20 protein-coding genes and 2 tRNA genes are annotated in these 18,755 nt (G+C 69.0%); 10 read left to right on the top strand and 12 right to left on the bottom strand.

The features are described 5' to 3' along the window. Window positions 1–4: 4 nt before the first annotated feature. The 6 genes from AC1RSI_RS10680 to AC1RSI_RS10655 form a co-directional block, all read right to left on the bottom strand. On the bottom strand, window positions 5–988 hold the full coding sequence (locus AC1RSI_RS10680) for an esterase-like activity of phytase family protein (RefSeq protein ID WP_008262545.1): 984 nt from the start codon (window positions 986–988) through the stop codon (window positions 5–7). Next, window positions 985–2,868, bottom strand: a complete 1,884-nt coding sequence (gene cobT / locus AC1RSI_RS10675; RefSeq protein ID WP_008259293.1) for a cobaltochelatase subunit CobT — start codon at window positions 2,866–2,868, stop codon at window positions 985–987. Before cobT ends, AC1RSI_RS10680 begins: the two co-directional genes overlap by 4 nt. Before the next feature lie 41 nt (window positions 2,869–2,909). Then, the gene (locus AC1RSI_RS10670; RefSeq protein ID WP_008264205.1) at window positions 2,910–4,163 is read right to left on the bottom strand and encodes a DUF418 domain-containing protein; all 1,254 of its coding nucleotides are present in this window, start codon (window positions 4,161–4,163) and stop codon (window positions 2,910–2,912) included. A gap of 38 nt (window positions 4,164–4,201) precedes the next feature. Continuing rightward, entirely contained in the window at window positions 4,202–4,759 is a 558-nt protein-coding gene (locus AC1RSI_RS10665) for a hypothetical protein (RefSeq protein ID WP_008259089.1), read from the bottom strand. Then, on the bottom strand, window positions 4,756–5,637 hold the full coding sequence (locus tag AC1RSI_RS10660; RefSeq protein WP_008262496.1) for a 3-hydroxybutyryl-CoA dehydrogenase: 882 nt from the start codon (window positions 5,635–5,637) through the stop codon (window positions 4,756–4,758). Before AC1RSI_RS10660 ends, AC1RSI_RS10665 begins: the two co-directional genes overlap by 4 nt. A gap of 122 nt (window positions 5,638–5,759) precedes the next feature. Then, window positions 5,760–6,065, bottom strand: coding sequence for a YggT family protein (locus AC1RSI_RS10655; protein ID WP_008262663.1), 306 nt, complete (start codon window positions 6,063–6,065; stop codon window positions 5,760–5,762). A 166-nt stretch (window positions 6,066–6,231) separates the two neighbouring features. Here AC1RSI_RS10655 and AC1RSI_RS10650 point away from each other — a divergent pair. Beyond that, a tRNA-Ala gene (locus AC1RSI_RS10650) sits at window positions 6,232–6,307 on the top strand. Between the two features lie 39 nt (window positions 6,308–6,346). Here the strand turns inward: AC1RSI_RS10650 and AC1RSI_RS10645 are convergent. Both AC1RSI_RS10645 and AC1RSI_RS10640 read right to left on the bottom strand, forming a co-directional pair. Beyond that, window positions 6,347–6,904, bottom strand: coding sequence for a lipocalin family protein (locus tag AC1RSI_RS10645; RefSeq protein ID WP_008259211.1), 558 nt, complete (start codon window positions 6,902–6,904; stop codon window positions 6,347–6,349). 63 nt (window positions 6,905–6,967) lie between these two features. Continuing rightward, the gene (locus AC1RSI_RS10640; RefSeq protein WP_035309283.1) at window positions 6,968–7,345 is read right to left on the bottom strand and encodes a hypothetical protein; all 378 of its coding nucleotides are present in this window, start codon (window positions 7,343–7,345) and stop codon (window positions 6,968–6,970) included. Window positions 7,346–7,484: 139 nt separating this feature from the next. On the opposite strand from AC1RSI_RS10640, the gene AC1RSI_RS10635 reads away from it, so the two are divergent. Both AC1RSI_RS10635 and AC1RSI_RS10630 read left to right on the top strand, forming a co-directional pair. Further along, window positions 7,485–8,276 carry an SDR family oxidoreductase gene (locus AC1RSI_RS10635; RefSeq protein WP_008261776.1) on the top strand — a complete coding sequence of 264 codons (792 nt, stop codon included), beginning with the start codon at window positions 7,485–7,487 and terminating at the stop codon, window positions 8,274–8,276. A gap of 50 nt (window positions 8,277–8,326) precedes the next feature. Further along, a complete protein-coding gene (locus tag AC1RSI_RS10630) occupies window positions 8,327–8,698 on the top strand; it encodes a hypothetical protein (RefSeq protein WP_008263403.1) in 372 nt (123 codons plus the stop codon). A gap of 25 nt (window positions 8,699–8,723) precedes the next feature. Here AC1RSI_RS10630 and AC1RSI_RS10625 read toward each other — a convergent pair whose 3' ends face one another. The 3 genes from AC1RSI_RS10625 to fsa are packed head-to-tail and all read right to left on the bottom strand — an operon-like array spanning window position 8,724 to window position 11,038. Beyond that, window positions 8,724–9,653, bottom strand: a complete 930-nt coding sequence (locus AC1RSI_RS10625) for a tyrosine recombinase XerC (protein ID WP_035309281.1) — start codon at window positions 9,651–9,653, stop codon at window positions 8,724–8,726. Next, window positions 9,635–10,348 carry a DUF484 family protein gene (locus AC1RSI_RS10620; protein ID WP_008263507.1) on the bottom strand — a complete coding sequence of 238 codons (714 nt, stop codon included), beginning with the start codon at window positions 10,346–10,348 and terminating at the stop codon, window positions 9,635–9,637. The genes AC1RSI_RS10625 and AC1RSI_RS10620 overlap by 19 nt, the downstream gene beginning before the upstream one ends. A 36-nt stretch (window positions 10,349–10,384) precedes the next feature. After that, the gene (gene fsa, locus AC1RSI_RS10615) at window positions 10,385–11,038 is read right to left on the bottom strand and encodes a fructose-6-phosphate aldolase (protein ID WP_035309286.1); all 654 of its coding nucleotides are present in this window, start codon (window positions 11,036–11,038) and stop codon (window positions 10,385–10,387) included. Window positions 11,039–11,068: 30 nt separating this feature from the next. Between fsa and AC1RSI_RS10610 the strand changes: the two genes are divergently transcribed. Continuing rightward, complete coding sequence (locus tag AC1RSI_RS10610; protein WP_008258863.1) at window positions 11,069–13,231, top strand: primosomal protein N'; 2,163 nt, start codon at window positions 11,069–11,071, stop codon at window positions 13,229–13,231. A gap of 14 nt (window positions 13,232–13,245) precedes the next feature. Here the strand turns inward: AC1RSI_RS10610 and AC1RSI_RS10605 are convergent. Beyond that, window positions 13,246–13,322: transfer RNA gene (locus AC1RSI_RS10605), tRNA-Ala, on the bottom strand. A gap of 256 nt (window positions 13,323–13,578) precedes the next feature. On the opposite strand from AC1RSI_RS10605, the gene AC1RSI_RS10600 reads away from it, so the two are divergent. The 6 genes from AC1RSI_RS10600 (at window position 13,579) to AC1RSI_RS10575 (ending at window position 18,672) form a co-directional block, all read left to right on the top strand. Further along, a complete protein-coding gene (locus tag AC1RSI_RS10600; protein WP_008259716.1) occupies window positions 13,579–14,004 on the top strand; it encodes a DUF2141 domain-containing protein in 426 nt (141 codons plus the stop codon). A 25-nt stretch (window positions 14,005–14,029) separates the two neighbouring features. Further along, window positions 14,030–15,502 carry a carotenoid oxygenase family protein gene (locus AC1RSI_RS10595; RefSeq protein ID WP_008264272.1) on the top strand — a complete coding sequence of 491 codons (1,473 nt, stop codon included), beginning with the start codon at window positions 14,030–14,032 and terminating at the stop codon, window positions 15,500–15,502. A 66-nt stretch (window positions 15,503–15,568) separates the two neighbouring features. Further along, window positions 15,569–16,696: an acyltransferase family protein gene (locus tag AC1RSI_RS10590; protein WP_035309279.1), complete on the top strand. Its 1,128-nt coding sequence runs from the start codon at window positions 15,569–15,571 to the stop codon at window positions 16,694–16,696. A gap of 48 nt (window positions 16,697–16,744) precedes the next feature. Next, complete coding sequence (locus tag AC1RSI_RS10585) at window positions 16,745–17,275, top strand: CHAP domain-containing protein (protein WP_008259345.1); 531 nt, start codon at window positions 16,745–16,747, stop codon at window positions 17,273–17,275. Between the two features lie 40 nt (window positions 17,276–17,315). Then, the gene (locus AC1RSI_RS10580; protein ID WP_035309276.1) at window positions 17,316–18,113 is read left to right on the top strand and encodes a tryptophan 2,3-dioxygenase; all 798 of its coding nucleotides are present in this window, start codon (window positions 17,316–17,318) and stop codon (window positions 18,111–18,113) included. 73 nt (window positions 18,114–18,186) lie between these two features. After that, the gene (locus AC1RSI_RS10575) at window positions 18,187–18,672 is read left to right on the top strand and encodes a PA2169 family four-helix-bundle protein (protein WP_008261194.1); all 486 of its coding nucleotides are present in this window, start codon (window positions 18,187–18,189) and stop codon (window positions 18,670–18,672) included. Window positions 18,673–18,755: the final 83 nt, after the last annotated feature.

The following is an 18,755-nucleotide window of genomic DNA, read 5'->3' as shown; positions in this document are numbered from 1 at the left end:
AGCCTCAGCGCAGGTCGAAAGCCAGCAGAAGGGTGCGCTGGGCGGGGTTGGCGTTGTCGTCTGACAGCAGATAAAGCCGCGTCGCCCGGCCGCGCCGCTCGGCCGCCACCCCCTCGAAATTATCCGTCGTGCCGGGCAGTTTCAGCTCGATCAGCACCGGCCCCCGCGTTCCGTCTGACGACAGACGACGCAGACGGCCCCGCATGTCGAACGGCGGGCTGTAGCGGCGCTGGACCATGAACCAGCCGTCGCCGGACGGGTCGCGATCCAGGCCGGTGTTGCGATAATCGGCGCCCTGGGGCGCTTCGGTCGGTTGCGAGGCGACGAGGCGGCATCCGGCGGACGTGCAATCCCAGACGCCGCCCGTCTCGCCCGCCGCGCGCCAACCGTCCTGACGGTCTCCCGGAAGGGCGGCGGCCAGACCTTCCAGACCTTCATTGTCGGGGAAGGCGGCGTCAGGCGAGGCTGCGGGCGTCGGCGTCTTCAGGGCCGACAGGGGGCCATAGTTCCAGATGCGATGACGGCGTTCGAAACTGATCAACAGGTCGCCCGAGCGGGTCAGGGCCAGACCCTCGGCGTCGCCGTCGACCTTGTCTATGATCGGTCCGCCGTCTTCCAGCGTCAGCCGACGCGTGGCCAGACGATCGACGCCGATCAGCCGCCCGCGGGCGTCCAGCCGCAGCTCGCCGCGCACCAGGTCTCCGGCGTCCGACACGGCCACGAAGCCGCCGTCGCCGGTCAGTTTCAGGTCCGACAGACCGTGCAGCGGCGAACCCAGGCCGGCCACGATCTCCACCCCGCCCGCGAAATGAACACCCGGCGCCAGGACCGCGCCGGGCAGGCCGAGGCCGACAGGCTTCAGCTGGGCCGGGGCGTAGGTCCAGCCGTCCATCCCCGCCAGGTCCGGCTGGGGCGCGCTGAGCGCGGTGGCGCAGGCCGTCAGCGACAGGGCGGCCCAGACGGCGGCCAGACGGCGTAAACGGGTCATGCGGCCAGTTTCTTCCGCGTCCGGCGCGTGGGGCCGGCTGCCCCCTCGGCCTCGAACAGTTCGGCCAGTTTCTCGGTCATGGCCCCGGCCAGCTGTTCGACATCGACGATGGTCAGGGCCTTGCGGTACCAGCGGGTCACGTCATGGCCGATGCCGATGGCCAGCAGCTCGACCGGCGACCGGTCCTCGATCTCGGCGATCACCTGGCGCAGGTGTTTGTCCAGATAGAGGGCGGCGTTGGCCGACTGGGTCGAGTCGTCGACCGGAGACCCGTCGGAAATGACCATCAGGATGCGCCGCTGCTCGGTCCGGGCCAGCAGGCGGTTGTGGGCCCATTGCAGGGCCTCGCCGTCGATATTCTCCTTCAGCAGGCCTTCGCGCATCATCAGGCCCAGGTTCTTCTTGGCCCGGCGCCAGGGGGCGTCGGCGGCTTTGTAGATGATGTGGCGCAGGTCGTTCAGGCGCCCCGGATTGGCGGGCTTGCCGGCGCTGATCCAGGCTTCGCGGCTCTGTCCGCCCTTCCATGCCCGGGTGGTGAAGCCCAGGATCTCGACCTTGACCCCGCACCGCTCCAGGGTCCGCGCCAGGATGTCGGCGCACACCGCCGCCACCATGATCGGCCGCCCGCGCATCGAACCGGAATTGTCCAGCAGCAGGGTCACGACCGTGTCGCGGAACGGGCTTTCGCTCTCGGCCTTGAACGACAGGGGGGCGGTGGGGTCGGTGACGATCCGCGTCAGGCGGGCCGTATCCAGCATCCCCTCTTCCAGATCGAAGGTCCAGGAGCGGTTCTGCTGCGCCAGCAGGCGGCGCTGCAGCTTGTTGGCCAGGCGCGAGACGACGCTGGACAGGATGGTCAGCTGCTGGTCCAGCAGGTTGCGCAGCCGCTCCAGCTCCATCGGGTCGCACAGGTCGGCGGCGTCCACCACCTCGTCATAGGCGGTGGTGAAGACGCGATAGAAATCCACGGCCCGACCGTCGTCGGCGGTCTGCTGGCGATTGGGCTGCTGGCCCTCGTTCAGTTCCGGCCCGTCCTCGGATGCGTCGCCTTGCGGGTCGCCGGGCGCGCCCTCGGGTCGGCTGTCGCGTTCGTCCTCCGACGACTGATCGTCGGCGTCCCCCTCCATCGACTGGGAGCCTTCGCCGCCCTGTTCGTCCTCGTCCTCGTCCGGCTCGTCGCTGGCTTCGGGGTCCTGGGGATCGGGCTCGTCCTGGCCGGGATCCTCGGAGGAGTCTTCGCCCCGGCCGTCGCCGGGATCCAGGTCGAGGGCGCGCAGCACCTCGCGCATCTTCTCGGCGAAGCCCGCCTGGTCGCCGGCGGTCGCCGCCAGGGCGTCCAGCTTGTCACCGGCCTTGGCCTCGATGCCGGCGCGGACCAGGTCCAGCATGGACTTGGCGCCGTCGGGCGACGGGCGGCCGGTCAGGCGTTCGCGCACCAGCAGGGCCACCGCCTCGGCCACCGGCACGCGGTCGGCGTCGGCGATGCGCAGGGCGCCGGTCTTTTCCAGCCGGGTGACCAGGGCGGCGCCCATGTTGTCGCGCACCCCGGCCAGATATTCGGAGCCCACCGCCTCGACCCGCGCCTGTTCGACCGCGTCGAACACCTCGGCCGCCTTGGTGTCGAGGGGCCGCATCCGGGCGTTGATCGCCGTGTCGTGATTGGCGAGGCGCAGCGCCAGCCGGTCGGCCTGGCCCCGCAGGGACGCGCTCTCGGGTCCCGACGGATCGCGCGGCGGATGCGGCAGGGTCAGGACCCCGCCGGCCAGCTTCGGTCCGTCCGAACCGAACACCACCTCCAGCTCGGGCTGTTCGGCCAGGGCGCGGGCGGCATGGCCCAGCGCGCGCTTGAAGGTTTCGGCGGGAGTATCCGGGGCGGCCATGGCCCCCAGTTAATCCCTTCGCGCCTGCGATAAAAGCGCGATCAGCCCGCTTTTCGGATCGGCGTCCAGCGGCCGTAGGTCAGACAGCGCCAGACCCACTCAAGCGGCCCCATGCGGAAGGCCGCCAGCCATAGCGACGACCAGACCAGTTGAACCGCCCAGACGGCCGCCACCAGGCCCCACATGCCGACATAGTCCACCTGGCCGAACAGGCGCGGACCCCAGGGCATGTAGAACAGGCTGGTCATGATCAGGGTCTGGGTCAGATAGTTGGTGAAGGCCATCTGGCCCACCGGCCGCAGGGGCGCCAGCCACGACGCCCCGTGCCGGGTGATCAGGACGATCAGGCTGACATAGGCCAGGGTGATGAAGATCGGGAAGGAGGCGACGACCTCCGACAGGCCGCGCGTCGGGTGGCTCCCCCGGGGCGCCATGACCTCGGCCCATTCCAGAACGCCCAGCAGGGCCAGAACCGCGCCGCCGACCGCGATGACCGCCAGATAGAGCCTCGTCGGCGCCCGGCCGCTGAGGAAACCCGCCTTGAACAGGCCCATGCCCGTCATCATCAGGGCCACGGTCGAAAAGACGAACATGCTCAGACTGGCGCCCTGAAGGAAAAGCCAGGCCGTCAGGTTCTGACCCATGGCCCCGGCCCAGCCGCTGCGATAGGCGGCGATGGCGGCGTTGACGGCGTCGAGCGAATACTGCGGGCCGCCCTCGTTCATGGCGTCGACGACCACCGGCGGGCCGGCGACCATCAGCCAGGCGGCGCCCGCCTGCATCGCGCCCAGCGCCAGGGTCACGGCCAGGCCGATCCCGATCAGCAGCCGGGCGGAGAATGACCGCATCAGCATCACGAACAGGCCGGACCAGGCGTACAGCAGCAGGACGTCGCCGTACCAGAAGGCCAGGCCGTGGATCAGGGCGATGACCGCCAGCCAGAACAGCCGCCGCCGCAGCAGACGCCCGCGCGCCGCATCGCCCCGCTCGCCCCCGACCAGGAAGATCGAGGCGCCGAACAGCATCGAGAACAGGGTGATGAATTTCTGGTGGAAGAAGACATCCACCGCCCAGCGCGCCACGGCGTTGGCGCCGGTCACGGGAAAGGGGCTGAGGTCCGCGTCGCCATAGACCATGAAGGGCAGGCCGAACGAGGCGACATTGACGGCCAATATGCCCAGCACCGCCAGGCCGCGCATGACGTCGAGGCTGATGATCCGCGCGCCCGCCTCGACCGGCGCCAGGACGGCGTCGCCGACCACGGCGCGGTCATTCCCCTGATCTTCCATCGACATCGGATTCCCCAATCCCGCGGCCGAAAGGGCCGCGGGCCTCAGCCCCTCGGCATCAAGCCCAGCCGGTCCTTGACCGCCGGCTTGGCCTCGAAGGCGATGAAGGCGGCGCACAGTCCGGCCCACAGGGCGTAGCTGACGCCCACGATCATGGCGATGGGCAGGCCCCCGACGCCGTAGATCAGCAGGGTCGTCTCGGTCGCGCCCAGAGCCTGCATCACGTCGCCGGCCTCGAACCAGCCCGAGATCACCATCCCCAGGGCCACCGCCACCTGCAAGCCCGCCGCGGCCAGTCCGCCGTACAGCATGAACCGCCACACCACGCCCAGGCGTGATCCCGGCCGGCCGCTGTCACGACGCTCGACGATGATGCGCCACAGACCCAGGGGGACCACCACCAGTCCGATCAGCAGCACCATGAGACGCCAGTCCAGATCACGGCCGAGCGCGACGGCGTGGGGCGGCCACAGCGGCAGGGTCAGCAGCAGCGGCGGCCAGGCGGCGCCGGCGACGGACGCCAGGATCGGATACAGGGGCGCGGGGCGCGAATGGATCGTCGCCTGCCCCGGCAGGTCGCTGTAGCTCTCGAACCGGCTCATCGCGTCGGCGCCGGCGTGTCGCCGGAATAGTCATAGAAGCCGCGCCCGCTCTTGCGGCCCAGCCAGCCGGCCTCGACATATTTCACCAGCAGGGGGCAGGGCCGGTATTTGCTGTCGGCGAGGCCGTCGTACAGCACGTTCATGATGGCCAGGACCACGTCCAGACCCATGAAGTCCGCCAGTTCCAGCGGCCCCATCGGGTGATTGGCCCCCAGACGCAGGGCCTTGTCGATGGAGGCGACATTGCCGACCCCTTCGTACAGGGCGAAGATCGCCTCGTTCATCATCGGCACCAGGATGCGGTTGACGATGAAGGCCGGGAAGTCCTCGGCGTCGGTGGTGGTCTTGCCCAGGCTCTCGGCGAAGGCGACAGCGGCCGAATGGGTCTCGGCCGAGGTGGCGATGCCGCGCACGATCTCGACCAGTTTCATCACCGGCGCCGGCTTCATGAAGTGCAGGCCGATGAACCGGTCGGGCCGGTCCGAGGCCGAGGCCAGGCGGGTGATCGAAATGGAGGAGGTGTTGGAGGCCAGCAGGGTGTGCGGCCCCAGATGGGGCGCGACCTGGGCGTAGACTGCCTTCTTGACCGCCTCGTCCTCCAGCGCGGCCTCGATCACCAGGTCGGCGCCGGTCACGGCGTCGGCGATGACCTCGGTGACGGTGATGCGGGCCAGGGCTGCGTCGGCGTCGGCCTGGCCGATCAGGCCGCGCGCGACATGGCGCGACAGGCTGGCGGCGATCTCGCCCTGAGCCAGCGGCAGTCGGGCGGCGGCCACGTCATAAAGCCGGACCGAATAACCGCCCAGGGCCACCGCGTGGGCGATGCCTGCGCCCATCTGTCCGGCGCCCAGGACGGCGACTGTGGTGATCGTGCTCATGAACCGTGGTCTATAATGGTCGGGCGGGCACCTTTAGGAAGGTGGCGGCGCGGCGCAAGGGTGGATTTGTCCCTGCACATGAGAATCCTGCGCACCGTGTCCGCCCGGACCGACGCCCGGCCTCAGCCCAGAAGCCCGATCAGGGCGGGGGCGGCGGCGCGGTTGAACAGGACGCTGGCGAACTGAAGCAGCAGGATCACCACGATGGGCGAGATGTCGATTCCGCCCAGGTTCGGGATGATGCGGCGGAACGGCTCCAGCAGGGGCGCGGTGATCCGGTCCAGGAAGGTGCCGACCGAATAGACGAAACGGTTACGGTAGTTGATCACGTCGAACGCGACCAGCCAGCTCAGGATCGCCTGGGCGATGATGAACCAGATCATCAGACTGATGACGGCGTTGACCAGCCAGACGATGGCGAAACCCATGGACGCTTCTCCTGCTTGAGCGAGCGGCGCTTTTAGCCTGTCCCGCCCCCTTCCGACAACGCCCCTCGCGACCCTGCTTCGATTGCGCGCACAAGCCCGTTGACACCACGCCCGCCCGCCTTCTATGTCCCGGCCTCGCCTGGAGGCCCGATCCAGCACTGGAAACGGGGCCGTAGCTCAGTTGGTAGAGCGCGTCGTTCGCAATGACGAGGTCAGGGGTTCGACTCCCCTCGGCTCCACCAGGCGTTATACTTCAATGACTTGGGCTTTGGGGCTGCGGCTTAAGGCTGCCGGGTTTCCCGCACCATGGACAGGTCGTAGCCCAGTTCTCGGGTCCGGCGCAGGATGGCGTCGCGGACGTCGCGAGATGGGTGGGGCGTGCGGCTCAGAAGCCAAAGATAGCGGCCGGAAGGCTCACCTACGATAGACCAGGAATAGTCTTCAGCGCGGGCGAGCACCCAATAGTCGCCTACGTAGAAGGGGCCGAAGAAGGAGACCTTCAGCTTGGCGTTCCGGCTTCCCTCGACGATCTTGGCCTTGCCCTCGACGGTCTTCTCCTCGCCGGTCAGGCCGCCCTGGCGGCATGAGTTCAGTATACCCACGAGGCCGTCGTCCCGCACGGCGTATCGCGCGGTGACGCCCTCGCAGTCGCGCTCGAACCCGTTCTCGTAGCGGCCGATCTCGTACCAGAGACCGGCGTAGCGGTTCAGGTCGACGGCCTGGGCGGGTTGGGGAACGGCGGTGTTGCCGACAGGACCGCGCTGGAAGGTGGCGCAGGCGGTCAGGGCGACGGCGGCGCCCGCCAGAGCAAGGATTGGAAGAGTGCGTCTAAGGGACATGGCGATACAAACGGAACGACACCCCCCGCGGTTCCTGGGAGAGATGGCGACCCCTCGGTCTCCTTACTTCAACACCGCATACCCGCGCTCCACCATCCGGCGCAGGGCCTCGTAGACTTCGGCGAGTTCGTCGAAGGCGGTGCGGGCGGCGGTCAGGCGGGCGACCTGGTCGGCGGTGACCGGCGAGCCCGAGTGGGCCAGGCGCAGGGCCTCGGCGCCCCATTTGGCGCGGGCGCCGGCGGTCAGGACGGCCAGTTTCTGCAGGGAGGCGGCGTCCAGCCCGGTCAGGGCCTGGCCGATCAGCTCCTTGTTGGCGACATAGGCGGCGTAGTCGATCTGCTCCAGCTGGCCGCGCAGGCGGCGCTGCTCGTGCGGATCGGTGTCCTGCGGCTCGAAATGGTCGCTGTGGCGACGCACGCTCGAGGTTATTTTGGTCGACATGGGCCGGCCCTCCACGGCCGATCCAGACGGTTGCTGGCGGCCACATGAAGACGAAGGTGCGCTGCGTCGGTTAACGCCGCGTTGCGCTGACGCTACGGAAACCCGATATCCGCCGCCTGAGCCAAAGCATGGAGCCGACATGGACCTGAAACTCACGCGCAAACGCGCCCTGATCTGCGGCGGTTCGTCCGGCCTGGGCCGGGCCGTGGCCACGGCCCTGGTGGCCGAAGGCGCCCATGTGGCCCTGTTGTCGCGCGACGCGGCCAGGCTTCAGGCCGTGGCCGACGAACTGAACGCCATGGGCCCCGGCAAGGCGGCCGTGGTCACGGCCGATCTGGCCGATCACGAGGCCCTGATGAGGGCCGCCGACCTGGCCGAGGAGCTGCTGGGCGGCCATATCGAGATCCTGCTGAACAACACCGGCGGGCCGCCGCCGTCGGGCGTGTCGGGGCTGGAGCCGTCGGTCTGGCGCGATCATTTCGAATCCATGGTGCTGTCGGTCTTCCGCCTGACCGACCGGGTGCTGCCGCGGATGCGGGCCGCCGGCTGGGGCCGGATCCTGAACGTCGCCTCGATCACCGTGGTCGAGCCGTCGGCCGCCCTGGGGGTGTCCAACACTTTGCGGGCTTCGGTCGCCGCCTGGGCCAAGACCCTGGCCAACGAGGTCGGGCCGGACGGGGTCACGGTCAACACCCTGCTGCCGGGCCGGATCGACACCCCGCGCATCGCCCGCCTGGACCAGGCGACGGCCGAACGCACCGGCGTGACGCCGCAGGAGGCCCGCGCCGAATCCGTGAAATCCATCCCCGTCGGCCGGATCGGCGCGACCGAGGAGTTCGGCGCCACCGCCGCCTTCCTGGCCAGCCCCCTGGCCGCCTATGTCACCGGCTCGCTGATCCGGCTGGACGGTGGCGCGGTGAGGGCGATCTAGTCAATCCGCAGTTGCAGGTTTAGGATGGGGCCAGAAACCGGAGGACTCCGATGCTGAGTTTGCTGATTCTGGCCCTGTCGAACGGGGCGGTGATCGTTCATCCGGCGCCGCCGGTCGATCAGCCCATGGTGCGGGTCGTGCCGGTGGTGGATCAGGCCATGATCCGGTGTGGCGACCCTCTTGTTCAGACACAGACCGCTTCGCCGTCATCGGCGGGGGCTGTTGCGCCTTTGCTGGATCGCTCGCGAGATGATGGGCAGGTGAGGCGTTACCTGCTTTTGGACCGGCGCGACCAGAACAACTGTCCGGCCCCCATCAGCTATGACGTACCGAATCAGCCGCGCGCCTTGGGACGCGAGTTCGGCCCGTACCGGACGGTCGAGCCGAACCGTTCGGAACGTCCCGCCCGCCCAGGTCTGTAGTCTTTAAAACCGAACCGGCGTCCCTCTAGGCGCGGGGATGGGCCGCCGCATAGGCGTTCAGCAGGCGTTCCGCATCGACGCCGGTGTATTTCTGGGTCGTCGAGAGACTGGCGTGGCCCAGCAGTTCCTGGATCGACCGCAGGTCGGCGCCGGCGCCCAGCAGATGGGTCGCGAAACTGTGGCGCAGGGCGTGGGGGGTGGTGCGTTCAGGCAGGCCCAGCCGGCCGCGCAGCCGCTGGACCGAGGCCTGGACGTGGCGCGGGCTGAGCGGACCGCCGCGCCGGGCGCGGAACAGGGCGTCGGACGGTTGAAGCGGAAAGGGCTGAAGCGCCAGATAGGCGTCCACCGCCGCGCGGACGGCGGGCAGGACCGGGACGATCCGGGTCTTTGATCCCTTGCCGAGAACACGCAACGTCTCACACAACGGAGCATCGGCCCGGGTCAGGGACAGGCCCTCGGAAATCCGCAGGCCGCAGCCGTAGAGCAGGGTCAGGACGGCGCGGTCGCGCGCGGCCTCCCAGGGTTCGGCGTCCGGGTCGGCGTCGGGTTCGGCCAACAGGCCGCGCGCCTGATCCTCCGTCACGGGCCGGGGCAGGGACGGCTTGATCCGGGGGCCGCGCACCAGGGCCAGCTGGGGGGCGGGCGTGTCCAGCCGCCGGTCGAGAAAGGCGTGAAAGCCGCGAATGGCCGACAGGCTCTGGCTGAGGGACCGGGCCGCCAGGGGATGATCGCCTGATCGGCGCTCCGCCATATGGGCGCGGACCTCGGCGGCGGTGACGGTTCCCAGGCCTTTCAGCGACAGGGCCTCGCCGCGATGGCGTTCGAGGAAGGCGACATACAGCCGACCGATATGGCCGTAGGCCTCGAGGGTGCGCGGCGACAGCCGCCGCTCGTGCGCCAGATGCTCGAGCCAGGCGAGCAGGGCGTCGGCGGCGGTCAGTTCAACACCGGCCATCGCTCGGCCATCCGCTCCACCACCCGGGCCAGGAAGGCCGCCAGTTCGCAGCCCATGGTCGGGGTGAAACCCGCTTCCTCGGGCGAGCCGAAGGCGCACAGGCAGGACCGGGGCGGTTCGCCCGGCGTCAGATGCGGGGCCATGCGGATCAGGGCGACCGACTTCACCTGGTCTCCGGCCGCGCCGAACAGGTCCAGCCCCTCGAACATCGGGCCCAGCCAGGTCAGGCCGTGTTCGCCCAACAGATTGTCCACCGCGCCGGTCTCCAGCGCACGCCAGCCGAAGGGCACGCCGCCCGGCTTTTCCATGGCGATGGCGGCGCCGGCCAGACCGAACCGGCCCTGGGCCGCGGCATCCAGACGGCGCGCCAGGTCGGAATGGTTGCGGGCCTCCATAAGGTCCAGTGCGGCGACGTGGGTCTGGGTCTGGGCGGCGAAATTGGCCCGGGCGATCATCTCGACCTCGCGCCGGGCGCCGGTCTCGCGTTCGACCACCGCCTCGAGCCGGGTCAGGGCGGCGGCGCCAAACTCGACCACATTGCGACCGTGCGGACGCAGGCCGATCTCCTCCAGCAGGGAGCGATCGTCCAGCAGGGTCTGGGCATGCGTCTGCAGCCAGCCGCGCACCTCGGGCCAGTGCAGGCCGTCGCCCAGGTGGGGGACCGGCTCCGCCTCGGAGGTTTCGAAAAGGTCCAATGAGCCGCTCAAACAGACCTCTCCGTGACGCGCGATTTACAGGATGGACTGACCGGTCTTGGCCCAGTCCGCCACGAAGGCATCAAGACCTTTGTCGGTTAACGGGTGCTTTACCAGGGCCTTGAATGTGTCGGCGCCGAAGGTGGCGGCGTCCGATCCGGCCACGGCGGCGGCGGCCACATGGGCGACGTTGCGCAGCGAGGCGGCCAGGATCTGGGTCTCGAAACCGTGCACGTCATACAGGACGCGGATTTCCTCCAGCAGGGCGATGCCGTCGGCGCCATTGTCTTCCAGCCGGCCGACGAAGGGCGAGACGAAGGTGGCGCCGGCCTTGGCCGCCAGCAGCGCCTGGGCCGCCGAGAAGCACAGGGTGACGTTGGTCTTGATCCCCTTGTCGGTGAAGACGCGGCAGGCGCGCAGGCCGTCCCAGGTCAGGGGCAGCTTCACGACCACGTTCGGGGCGATGGCGGCCAGCTTGTCGCCCTCCTTGACCATGGTCTCGAAATCGAGCGAGACGGCCTCGGCGGAAATCGGCCCCTCGACCAGGGCGCAGATTTCGGCGATGACCTCGGCGATGTTCCGACCCGACTTGGCGATCAGCGACGGATTGGTGGTGACGCCGTCCACCATTCCGGTGGGGACCATGTCCTTGATGACGGCGACGTCGGCGGTATCGAGAAAGAGTTTCATGGACGGCTTCATAGCCGAGGGCGAAGTTCGGTGAAAGTCGCCTCGGTCCTCATTCCCCTGCCCGTGCCGGAAGCCTTCGATTACGAGGCGCCCGAAGGCATGACGCTGGCGCGCGGCGATCAGGTGGCAGTGCCCCTGGGGCCGCGTCTGATCCGAGGCGTGGTGGCCGAGGTGTTCGAGACCACCGGCTCCAACCGGCGGCTGAAATCGGTCGAGTCGAGACTGGACGACCCTGCGCTACCGGCCGGGGTGATGGACTTCGTCGAATGGGCCGGGCGCTGGACCCTGTCGCCGCCCGGCGAGATGGCGGCGACCGCACTGAAGGGGCTGCGCGCGCCACGCCCCAAGCCGGAACGCCGCGTGCGGCGGGTCGGCGACCGCCAGCCGGCGCGCGCCACCCCGGCCCGGACGGGGGTGCTGGAAGCCCTTGGCGAGCGCGCCATGGCGGGCGCCGATCTGGCGCGCGCCGCCGGCGTGTCGTCCGGCCTGGTCAAGGGCCTGATCGACGAGGGGGTGCTGGAGATCATCGAAATCGCGGCCGAGGCGGCGTTCGAACGGCCCGATCCCGACCATGCGCCGGCGACCCTGAACGGCGACCAGGCGGCGGCGGCTTCGGCCCTGGCGGCCGGGGTGACGGGCGGCGGGTTCCGGCCCTTCCTGCTGGACGGGGTCACGGGGTCGGGCAAGACCGAGGCCTATCTGGAGGCGATCGCGCGGGTGCTGCGGTCCGATCCGGCGGCGCAGATCCTGATCCTTCTGCCCGAGATCGCCCTGACCCAGGCCCTGATCGAGCGGATCACGGCCCGGTTCGGCGCCGCCCCGGCCGAATGGCATTCCGGCGTCGCCCCGCCCCGTCGCCGCCAGGTGTGGGAGGCGGTGGTCGCCGGCCGGTGCAACATCGTGGTCGGCGCCCGCTCGGCCCTGTTCCTGCCCTTCGTCGATCTGCGGCTGATCGTGGTGGACGAGGAGCACGACAGTTCGTTCAAACAGGAAGAGGGTCTGGTCTATCACGGACGGGATCTGGCGGTGGCGCGGGCGCGGATCGAGGGGGCGGCGGTGGTCCTGGCCTCGGCGACGCCGTCGCTGGAGACACTGTGGAACGCCCAGGCCGGGCGTTACGACTGGCTGAAGCTGGGCGCCCGGCACGGGGTGGCGGTCATGCCCGATATCGAACTGCTGGACCTGCGCCAGCACACGCCTGATCCCCAGACCTGGTTGTCCCAGCCCCTGCGTACGGCGGTGGCCGAGACCCTGGCGCGGGGCGAGCAGACCCTGTTGTTCCTGAACCGACGCGGCTATGCGCCCGTCGTCCTGTGCCGCGTCTGTGGGCACCGGCTGACGGCGCCGGACACCGACAGCTGGCTGGTCGAGCACCGGTACACCGGCCGTCTGGTCTGTCACCTGACCGGCTTTTCCATGGCCCGGCCCAAACTGTGCCCGTCATGTGGAGCGGAGGACTCGCTGGTCTCGGTCGGCCCCGGCGTCGAACGGGTCGAGGAGGAGGTGCGCCAGCTGTTCCCCGAGGCGCGGACGGCGGTGTTCAGCTCCGACACCGCGCCCGACGCCAAGTCTGCGCGGGCCTTGATCCAGCGGATGACCGACGGCGAGATCGACATCCTGGTCGCCACCCAGGCCGCCGCCAAGGGGCACAACTTCCCCCGTCTGACCCTGGTCGGGGTGGTGGATGCAGATCTGGGTTTGCGGGGCGGCGACCTGCGGGCGGCCGAACGGACCTATCAACTGCTGGCCCAGGCGACGGGACGGGCGGGTCGCGCCGACCGGCCGGGGCGGGCCATTTTGCAGACCTGGACCCCCGAACATCCGGTGTTGATGGCCCTGGCGGCCGGCGACCGCGACGCCTTCGTCGAGGCGGAGATGGCCGAGCGGGAAGCCGCCGCCCTGCCCCCCTTCGGCCGGTTGGCGGCGATCATCCTGTCCAGCGAGAATGCGGCCGCGGTGGAGAAGGTCGCCGCCGACCTGGCCCAGGCCATTCCCAACGCCGAACGGCTGGAGGTCTATGGCCCCGCCGACGCCCCCCTGGCCCTGGTGCGCGGACGGCGCCGCAAGCGGTTGCTGGTGCGGGCGGACCGCGACGTGAATCTTCAGGCGTTTCTGCGCGCCTGGCTGGCGCGGGTGAAGGTCCCCGCCTCGGTCCGACTGACGGTGGACGTCGATCCCTACTCCTTCCTCTGACTGCAAGGAGAGGATGGAGGCCTGGCCTCCGAGTCGAACGGAGGGTTTTCGGGCTTGCAAGCCCGCCGCGTAGCCACTCCGCCACCAGGCCGTAACGCGTACAGACTGCCACAGGCCCGGCTGGGACTGATGTCGCGCGCGTTTCGACATGTAACGCGCTGTAGCGGCGAGATGGGGCGCAAAAACGCCTTGAGCGGGCGGCGACACGCGCATCGTCGGCGGCGGAGACGGTCATTCACGAAGGCCGGGTGGTCGCTCCCGCATGTCCGATGGCGAAGGCGTGCCCTCGTCTTCAGGGTCCAGTCATCGAGGGCCGGTCGGCGGCCCGGCATGAACAGGACGCCCGCATGAAGACCCTTTCCGCCCTTTGCGCTTCCGCCGCTCTTGCAACCGCCCTGGCGTCGACCTCCGCCTTGGCCGCAGACATCACCTTCGACTTCGACGTCGCTGCGCCGACCGGGCGGATCATGGTCGCCCTTTTCAACAGCGAGGCCAACTACGGCGGCGAGGGCCAGCCGGTTCGTTACGCCATGGTGGACGCAGCAGCCGCTTCCAAACAGGTCCGGTTCGAGGACCTGCCGGACGGCGACTACGCCATGCGCGCCTTTCACGACATCGATGGCGACGGGAAGATGAACACCAACCCATTCGGCATGCCGATCGAGCCCTTCGCCTTCTCCAACAACGCCGTCGGAAACATGGGGCCGGCCTCGTGGGAGCGCGCGAAGTTCGCGGCGACCGGCGCCGTCGCCCAGACCATCAGCCTGAAGTAACCAGACCTAAGCCCGGAGCCGGACCATGACCCCTTCACGCCGTTCCTTCCTGATGGGCGCCGCCGCGCTTTCAGCCGCCGTCGCCACGCCCGAGATGGTCCGCGCCGCCGCCGCCCTCGACGCCGCCGCCCAGGCGGACTGGGCCCTGGCCACCCGCGACGTCGAGGGCGATCTGCCGCGTCAGACGATGCGCCTGATCCACGGCCGGGCGCCGGCGGGGCTGGAGGGCGCCTTGTTCCGCAACGGACCCGGTCGGTTCCGACGGCCGGGCGGGTCCGTCACCCACTGGTTCGACGGCGACGGCCTGATGCGGGCCTTCCGCATCCATGACGGCCAGGCCACGCTGGAGGCCCGGTTCGCCGATACGCCCAAGCGCCGGGTCGAGACCGAACTGGACGCCGTCGTGACCCCGGGCTTCGGGACCGGCGGCGACCCACGCGCGCGGGTCAACTCGAACGACGACGCCAGCGCCGCCAACACGGCCGTCCTGGCGGTGGGAAACCAGATCTGGGCCTTGTGGGAAGGCGGTTCGCCCCTGGCGATGGATGCGTCCGACCTGTCGACCCAGGGCTTCGTCACCCTGCGGGACGATCTGAAAGGCATGCCGTTCCAGGCCCACCCTCGGCGCGCGCCCGACGGCTCGATCTGGAACGTGGGCACGGCCGGCGCCCAAGCCGTGATCTGGCGGCTGAACGCCGACGGCGGACTGAACCGGGCCGAGATCGTCCGCCTGCCGCGCGCCAGCTATATGCACGACTTCACCGCCACCGACCGGCACCTGATCCTGGTGCTTCAGCCCTGGATCCAGGAACGCCAGGCCATGCCCGTCATCAATGGCCTGGTGTGGCGTCCGGAGACCGGGACACAGGTCATGGTGCTGGACAAGGACGACCTCACGCAGTCACGCCTCTATGAGCTGCCGGGCTTCTTCCATTTCCATCTGGGCGACGCCTGGGCCGAACGCGACGGTACGATCCGTTTCGACGTCGCCGCCAGCGGCGATCCGCGCTTCGCCGTCGCCGGCGCGCGGGTGCTGGTCGAAGGCCATGGCGTCGTGCCGGGCGACCCAGCGAAACTGGCCCTGGTCACCCTGCGCCCCGACGGCAAGGCTGACATGCTGACGACCGACGCCGTCGGCGAGTTTCCAAAGGCCGACCCCCGTCGTCTGGGGCTGAAACGCAGCCTGACCGTCCACACCAGCGGCGAGACGCCCGGGCGCCCCCTGCCCACGGGCCTGGCGGTTCAGGACTGGGACAGCGGCCGGTCGCACGGCTTCACCTTCGGCCTCCATCAGATCGTTGAGGAGACGGTCTTCGTGCCCAAGCCCGGCGCCACGGCCGAGACCGACGCCTGGCTGGTCGGACCGTCGGTCAATCTGAAGGCCGGGCGCACCGAACTGCACGTCTTCGACGCGGCCCATGTCGAGGACGGGCCGGTGGCGACCTGGCAGGCGGACACGGCCCTCCCCGCAGGCTTCCACGGAACCTGGGTGGGATAGGGTGGCCAAGGCACGGCGCTTGCGGGCCTTCACGGTTCGCAAAGCCCGACGTGCCAAGGTGAGACCATGACCCCCGTCCAGACGCCCGCCGACCTGCGCCCCATCACCGCCCTGCGTTTCGGCGCGGCGATCTGGGTGGCCGTCTATACCTACTGGGAAAACCTGGCCGGCGCCGGGTCGTCCGGCCTTGTCGACAAGGGCTATCTGGGGGTCGAACTGTTCTTCGTCCTGTCCGGCTTCATCCTCAGCCACGTCTATCTTCAGTCGGCCGGCGAGAAGCGGTTTTCGTATCGCGGCTTCCTGTGGGCGCGGGTGGCGCGGGTCTATCCCCTGCATGTGGCGACCCTGGTCGGGGTGGGGTTGCTGGCCGCCGTCGCCCTGGTCGCCGGGATGAGCGTGGACGGCAATGTGCTGTCGTGGGTCTCGCTTCCGGCCAATCTGCTGATGGTCCACGCCTGGGGCCTGGCCCCCGTCGCCGGTTGGAACCATCCGTCCTGGTCGATCTCGGCGGAATGGTTCGCCTATCTCTGTTTCCCCCTGTTCGCCTTCGTCTTCTGGCGTGCGCGTGAGAAGCCGGTAGCGGCCGTGGTCGGTACGGCCGCCTTCTTGACGGTGCTGTATTACGGGTTCGAGCGCGTCGCGGGCTTTTCGTTGACCGAGGCGACCATCCGCTGGGGCGCCTTGCGGATCGTGCCCTGTTTCGCCCTGGGCTGCGCCCTGTACCTGGTTTATCGCAAGGCGCCGCTGAAGGCGCCCTGGACCGCCTCGGCCGTGTCGTTCGGTCTGATGGTGTTGAGCGCGGCGCTCGGCCTATGGGACGGGATCACCGTTCTGCTGGCCGGCGCCCTGATCCTGTCCTTGGCCTCACTGCCGAACGAGCGGGCCGGATGGCTGGCGTCCAGGCCGGCGGTCTATCTGGGGGAGATCAGCTATTCGGTCTATATGGTCTGCGTGCCTTGGAAACTTCTGGCCGTTAACCTCGCGGCCAAGCTGACCGACGCCCCGGACAAGCAGCTTCAACTTTTCGTGTGGTTGGCGATTCTGGCGCTTCTGCCGGTCGTGGCGGCCCTGTCCTACCACCTCGTGGAACACCCGGCTCGCAAGGCTTTGAGAGGGATGGCGCAAGGACGCAAAACAGCGTCAAGCGACAAACCGCAGGACGGCGATACGCCGAAAAGGGTTTTTCAATCCTAATTTCCTATGGTCTAAAAAGACCATCGGCAGTCGGGACGAGACCTCAGCATGATGAAACGGCTCAAAGCCGCCGCGGTTGCGGCGACCCTCGGTTTTTTTGCGCTGGGCGTCACCCCCGTTTCCGCAAAGGCCGATGAGCCGTACTGGCAGTGCGTGACCTTCGCCCGCATGTTCTCGGGCATCAACATCTTCGGCGACGCCTGGACCTGGTGGCGTCAGGCCACCGAGAAGTTCCGCACCGGCGACGCGCCCGAAACGGGTTCGGTCCTGGTCTTCCGTCCCGAAGGCCGGATGAGCCGGGGCCATGTCGCCGTCGTCTCCGACATCCTGACCGACCGGGTCGTGCGCGTGACCCACGCCAACTGGGGCGGCAGCCGCGGCAAGGTCGAGGAAAACGTCACCGTCGTGGACGTCTCGCCGTCCAACGACTGGTCTCAGGTCAAGGTCTGGTACAATCCGATCAACGGCCTGGGCACGACCGTCTATCCGACCTACGGCTTCATCTACAAAGGCGCCCGTGACGCCTTCGACGCCGGTCGTCAGATCGCGTCGAACGCTTCGAGCCAGGGCCAGCACTAGGCCGGCTTGCGCATCCGCCCCCCGCGGGCGATAGCGGCGCATGACCCAATCCAGCGACATCACCTACGCCGGCTATCTGGCGTTGGACGACCTGCTCTCGGCCCAGCATCCGCTGTCGGATCAGCATGACGAAATGCTGTTCGTCGTCATCCACCAGACCAAGGAGCTGTGGCTGAAGCAGATCCTGCACGAGACAGCCCTGGCCCAGCAGCTGGTTCGCGCCGGCGACCTGGTCCCGGCCTACAAGAGCCTGGCCCGGGTTTCGCGCATCCAGGCGGTGATGACCCACAGCTGGGACATTCTTTCGACCATGACCCCGTCGGACTATCTGCGGTTCCGGGGTTCGCTGGGCTCCTCCTCGGGCTTTCAGAGCGACCAGTTCCGCCGGTTCGAGGCCATGCTGGGCCTGAAGGACGCCAGCTTCCTGAAGTTCCACGCGGACCGGCCAGAGGCCCTGGCCGCGCTGGAAGCCGCCATCGCGGCCCCCAGCCTGTACGACGACGCCCTGGCCCAGATGGCCCAGGCGGGGCTGCCTATCCCGGCCGAGGTGCTGAACCGCGACGTGACCCAGCCTTATGAGCCGTCCGAAGCGGTGGAGGCGGCCTGGCTGGAGGTCTATCGCGACACCGAGCGCTGGTGGGCCCTGTATCAGCTGGCCGAGAAGCTGGTCGATCTGGACGACGCCCTGCTGACCTGGCGGCACAAGCACGTCGTCACGGTCGAGCGGATCATCGGCCGGCGGCGCGGCACCGGCGGCACCGAGGGTGCGGCCTATCTGGCCTCGACCCTGACCAAGCGCTGCTTCCCGGAACTGTGGTCCCTGCGCACCAAACTTTGATGTCGCGGGGCGGCAACCAAGGCCTCGCCCAGCCATTCCGCCGTTCGACCGCAATCGCGGAGGAACGCAAGACATGACCAATCCCAACGCCCACGACATCAAGGTTCTGAACAGCCTGATCGAGACGACCCTGGACAGCGCCGACGGCTATGGCGAAGCCGCCGTGGAATCCCGCGATCCCGATTACACCAGCCTGTTCGAGCGCCGCAGCATCGAACGCCAGCAGGTAGCGGACGACCTGTCCGAGGCCGTGCGGGGCCTGGGCGGCGACCCGGAATCCAAGGGCTCGATCCTGGCCAAGGCCCACCGCGCCTTTCTCGACGTCAAACACGCCCTGCTGCGCAACGACGACACGGTCGTCGGCTCCATCGACAGCGGCGAAGGCTTCATCGCCGCCAAGTTCGAAAGGGCGCTGGAAGACGCCAGCATTTCGGCCACGACCCGCGAGACCATCCGTCGGGCCTACGCCTTGGTGAAGGCCGATCATGACGAGGTTCACGACCTGAATCGCAGCCTGGAAGGCCAGAGGGACGCGTCCAATCCCCTGTACCCGCAGTAGGGTCAGTCATCGCGCATGAAAAAGGCCCCGGCGCTGTCGCCGGGGCCTTCGTCATTTCAGCACGATCCGCGCTCAAGCCGCGC

This window comes from Brevundimonas sp. GW821-FHT10E09, from assembly GCF_058809375.1.
Note: the sequence above shows the minus strand (reverse complement) of the source record. Positions and strands in the feature narration are given on the sequence as shown.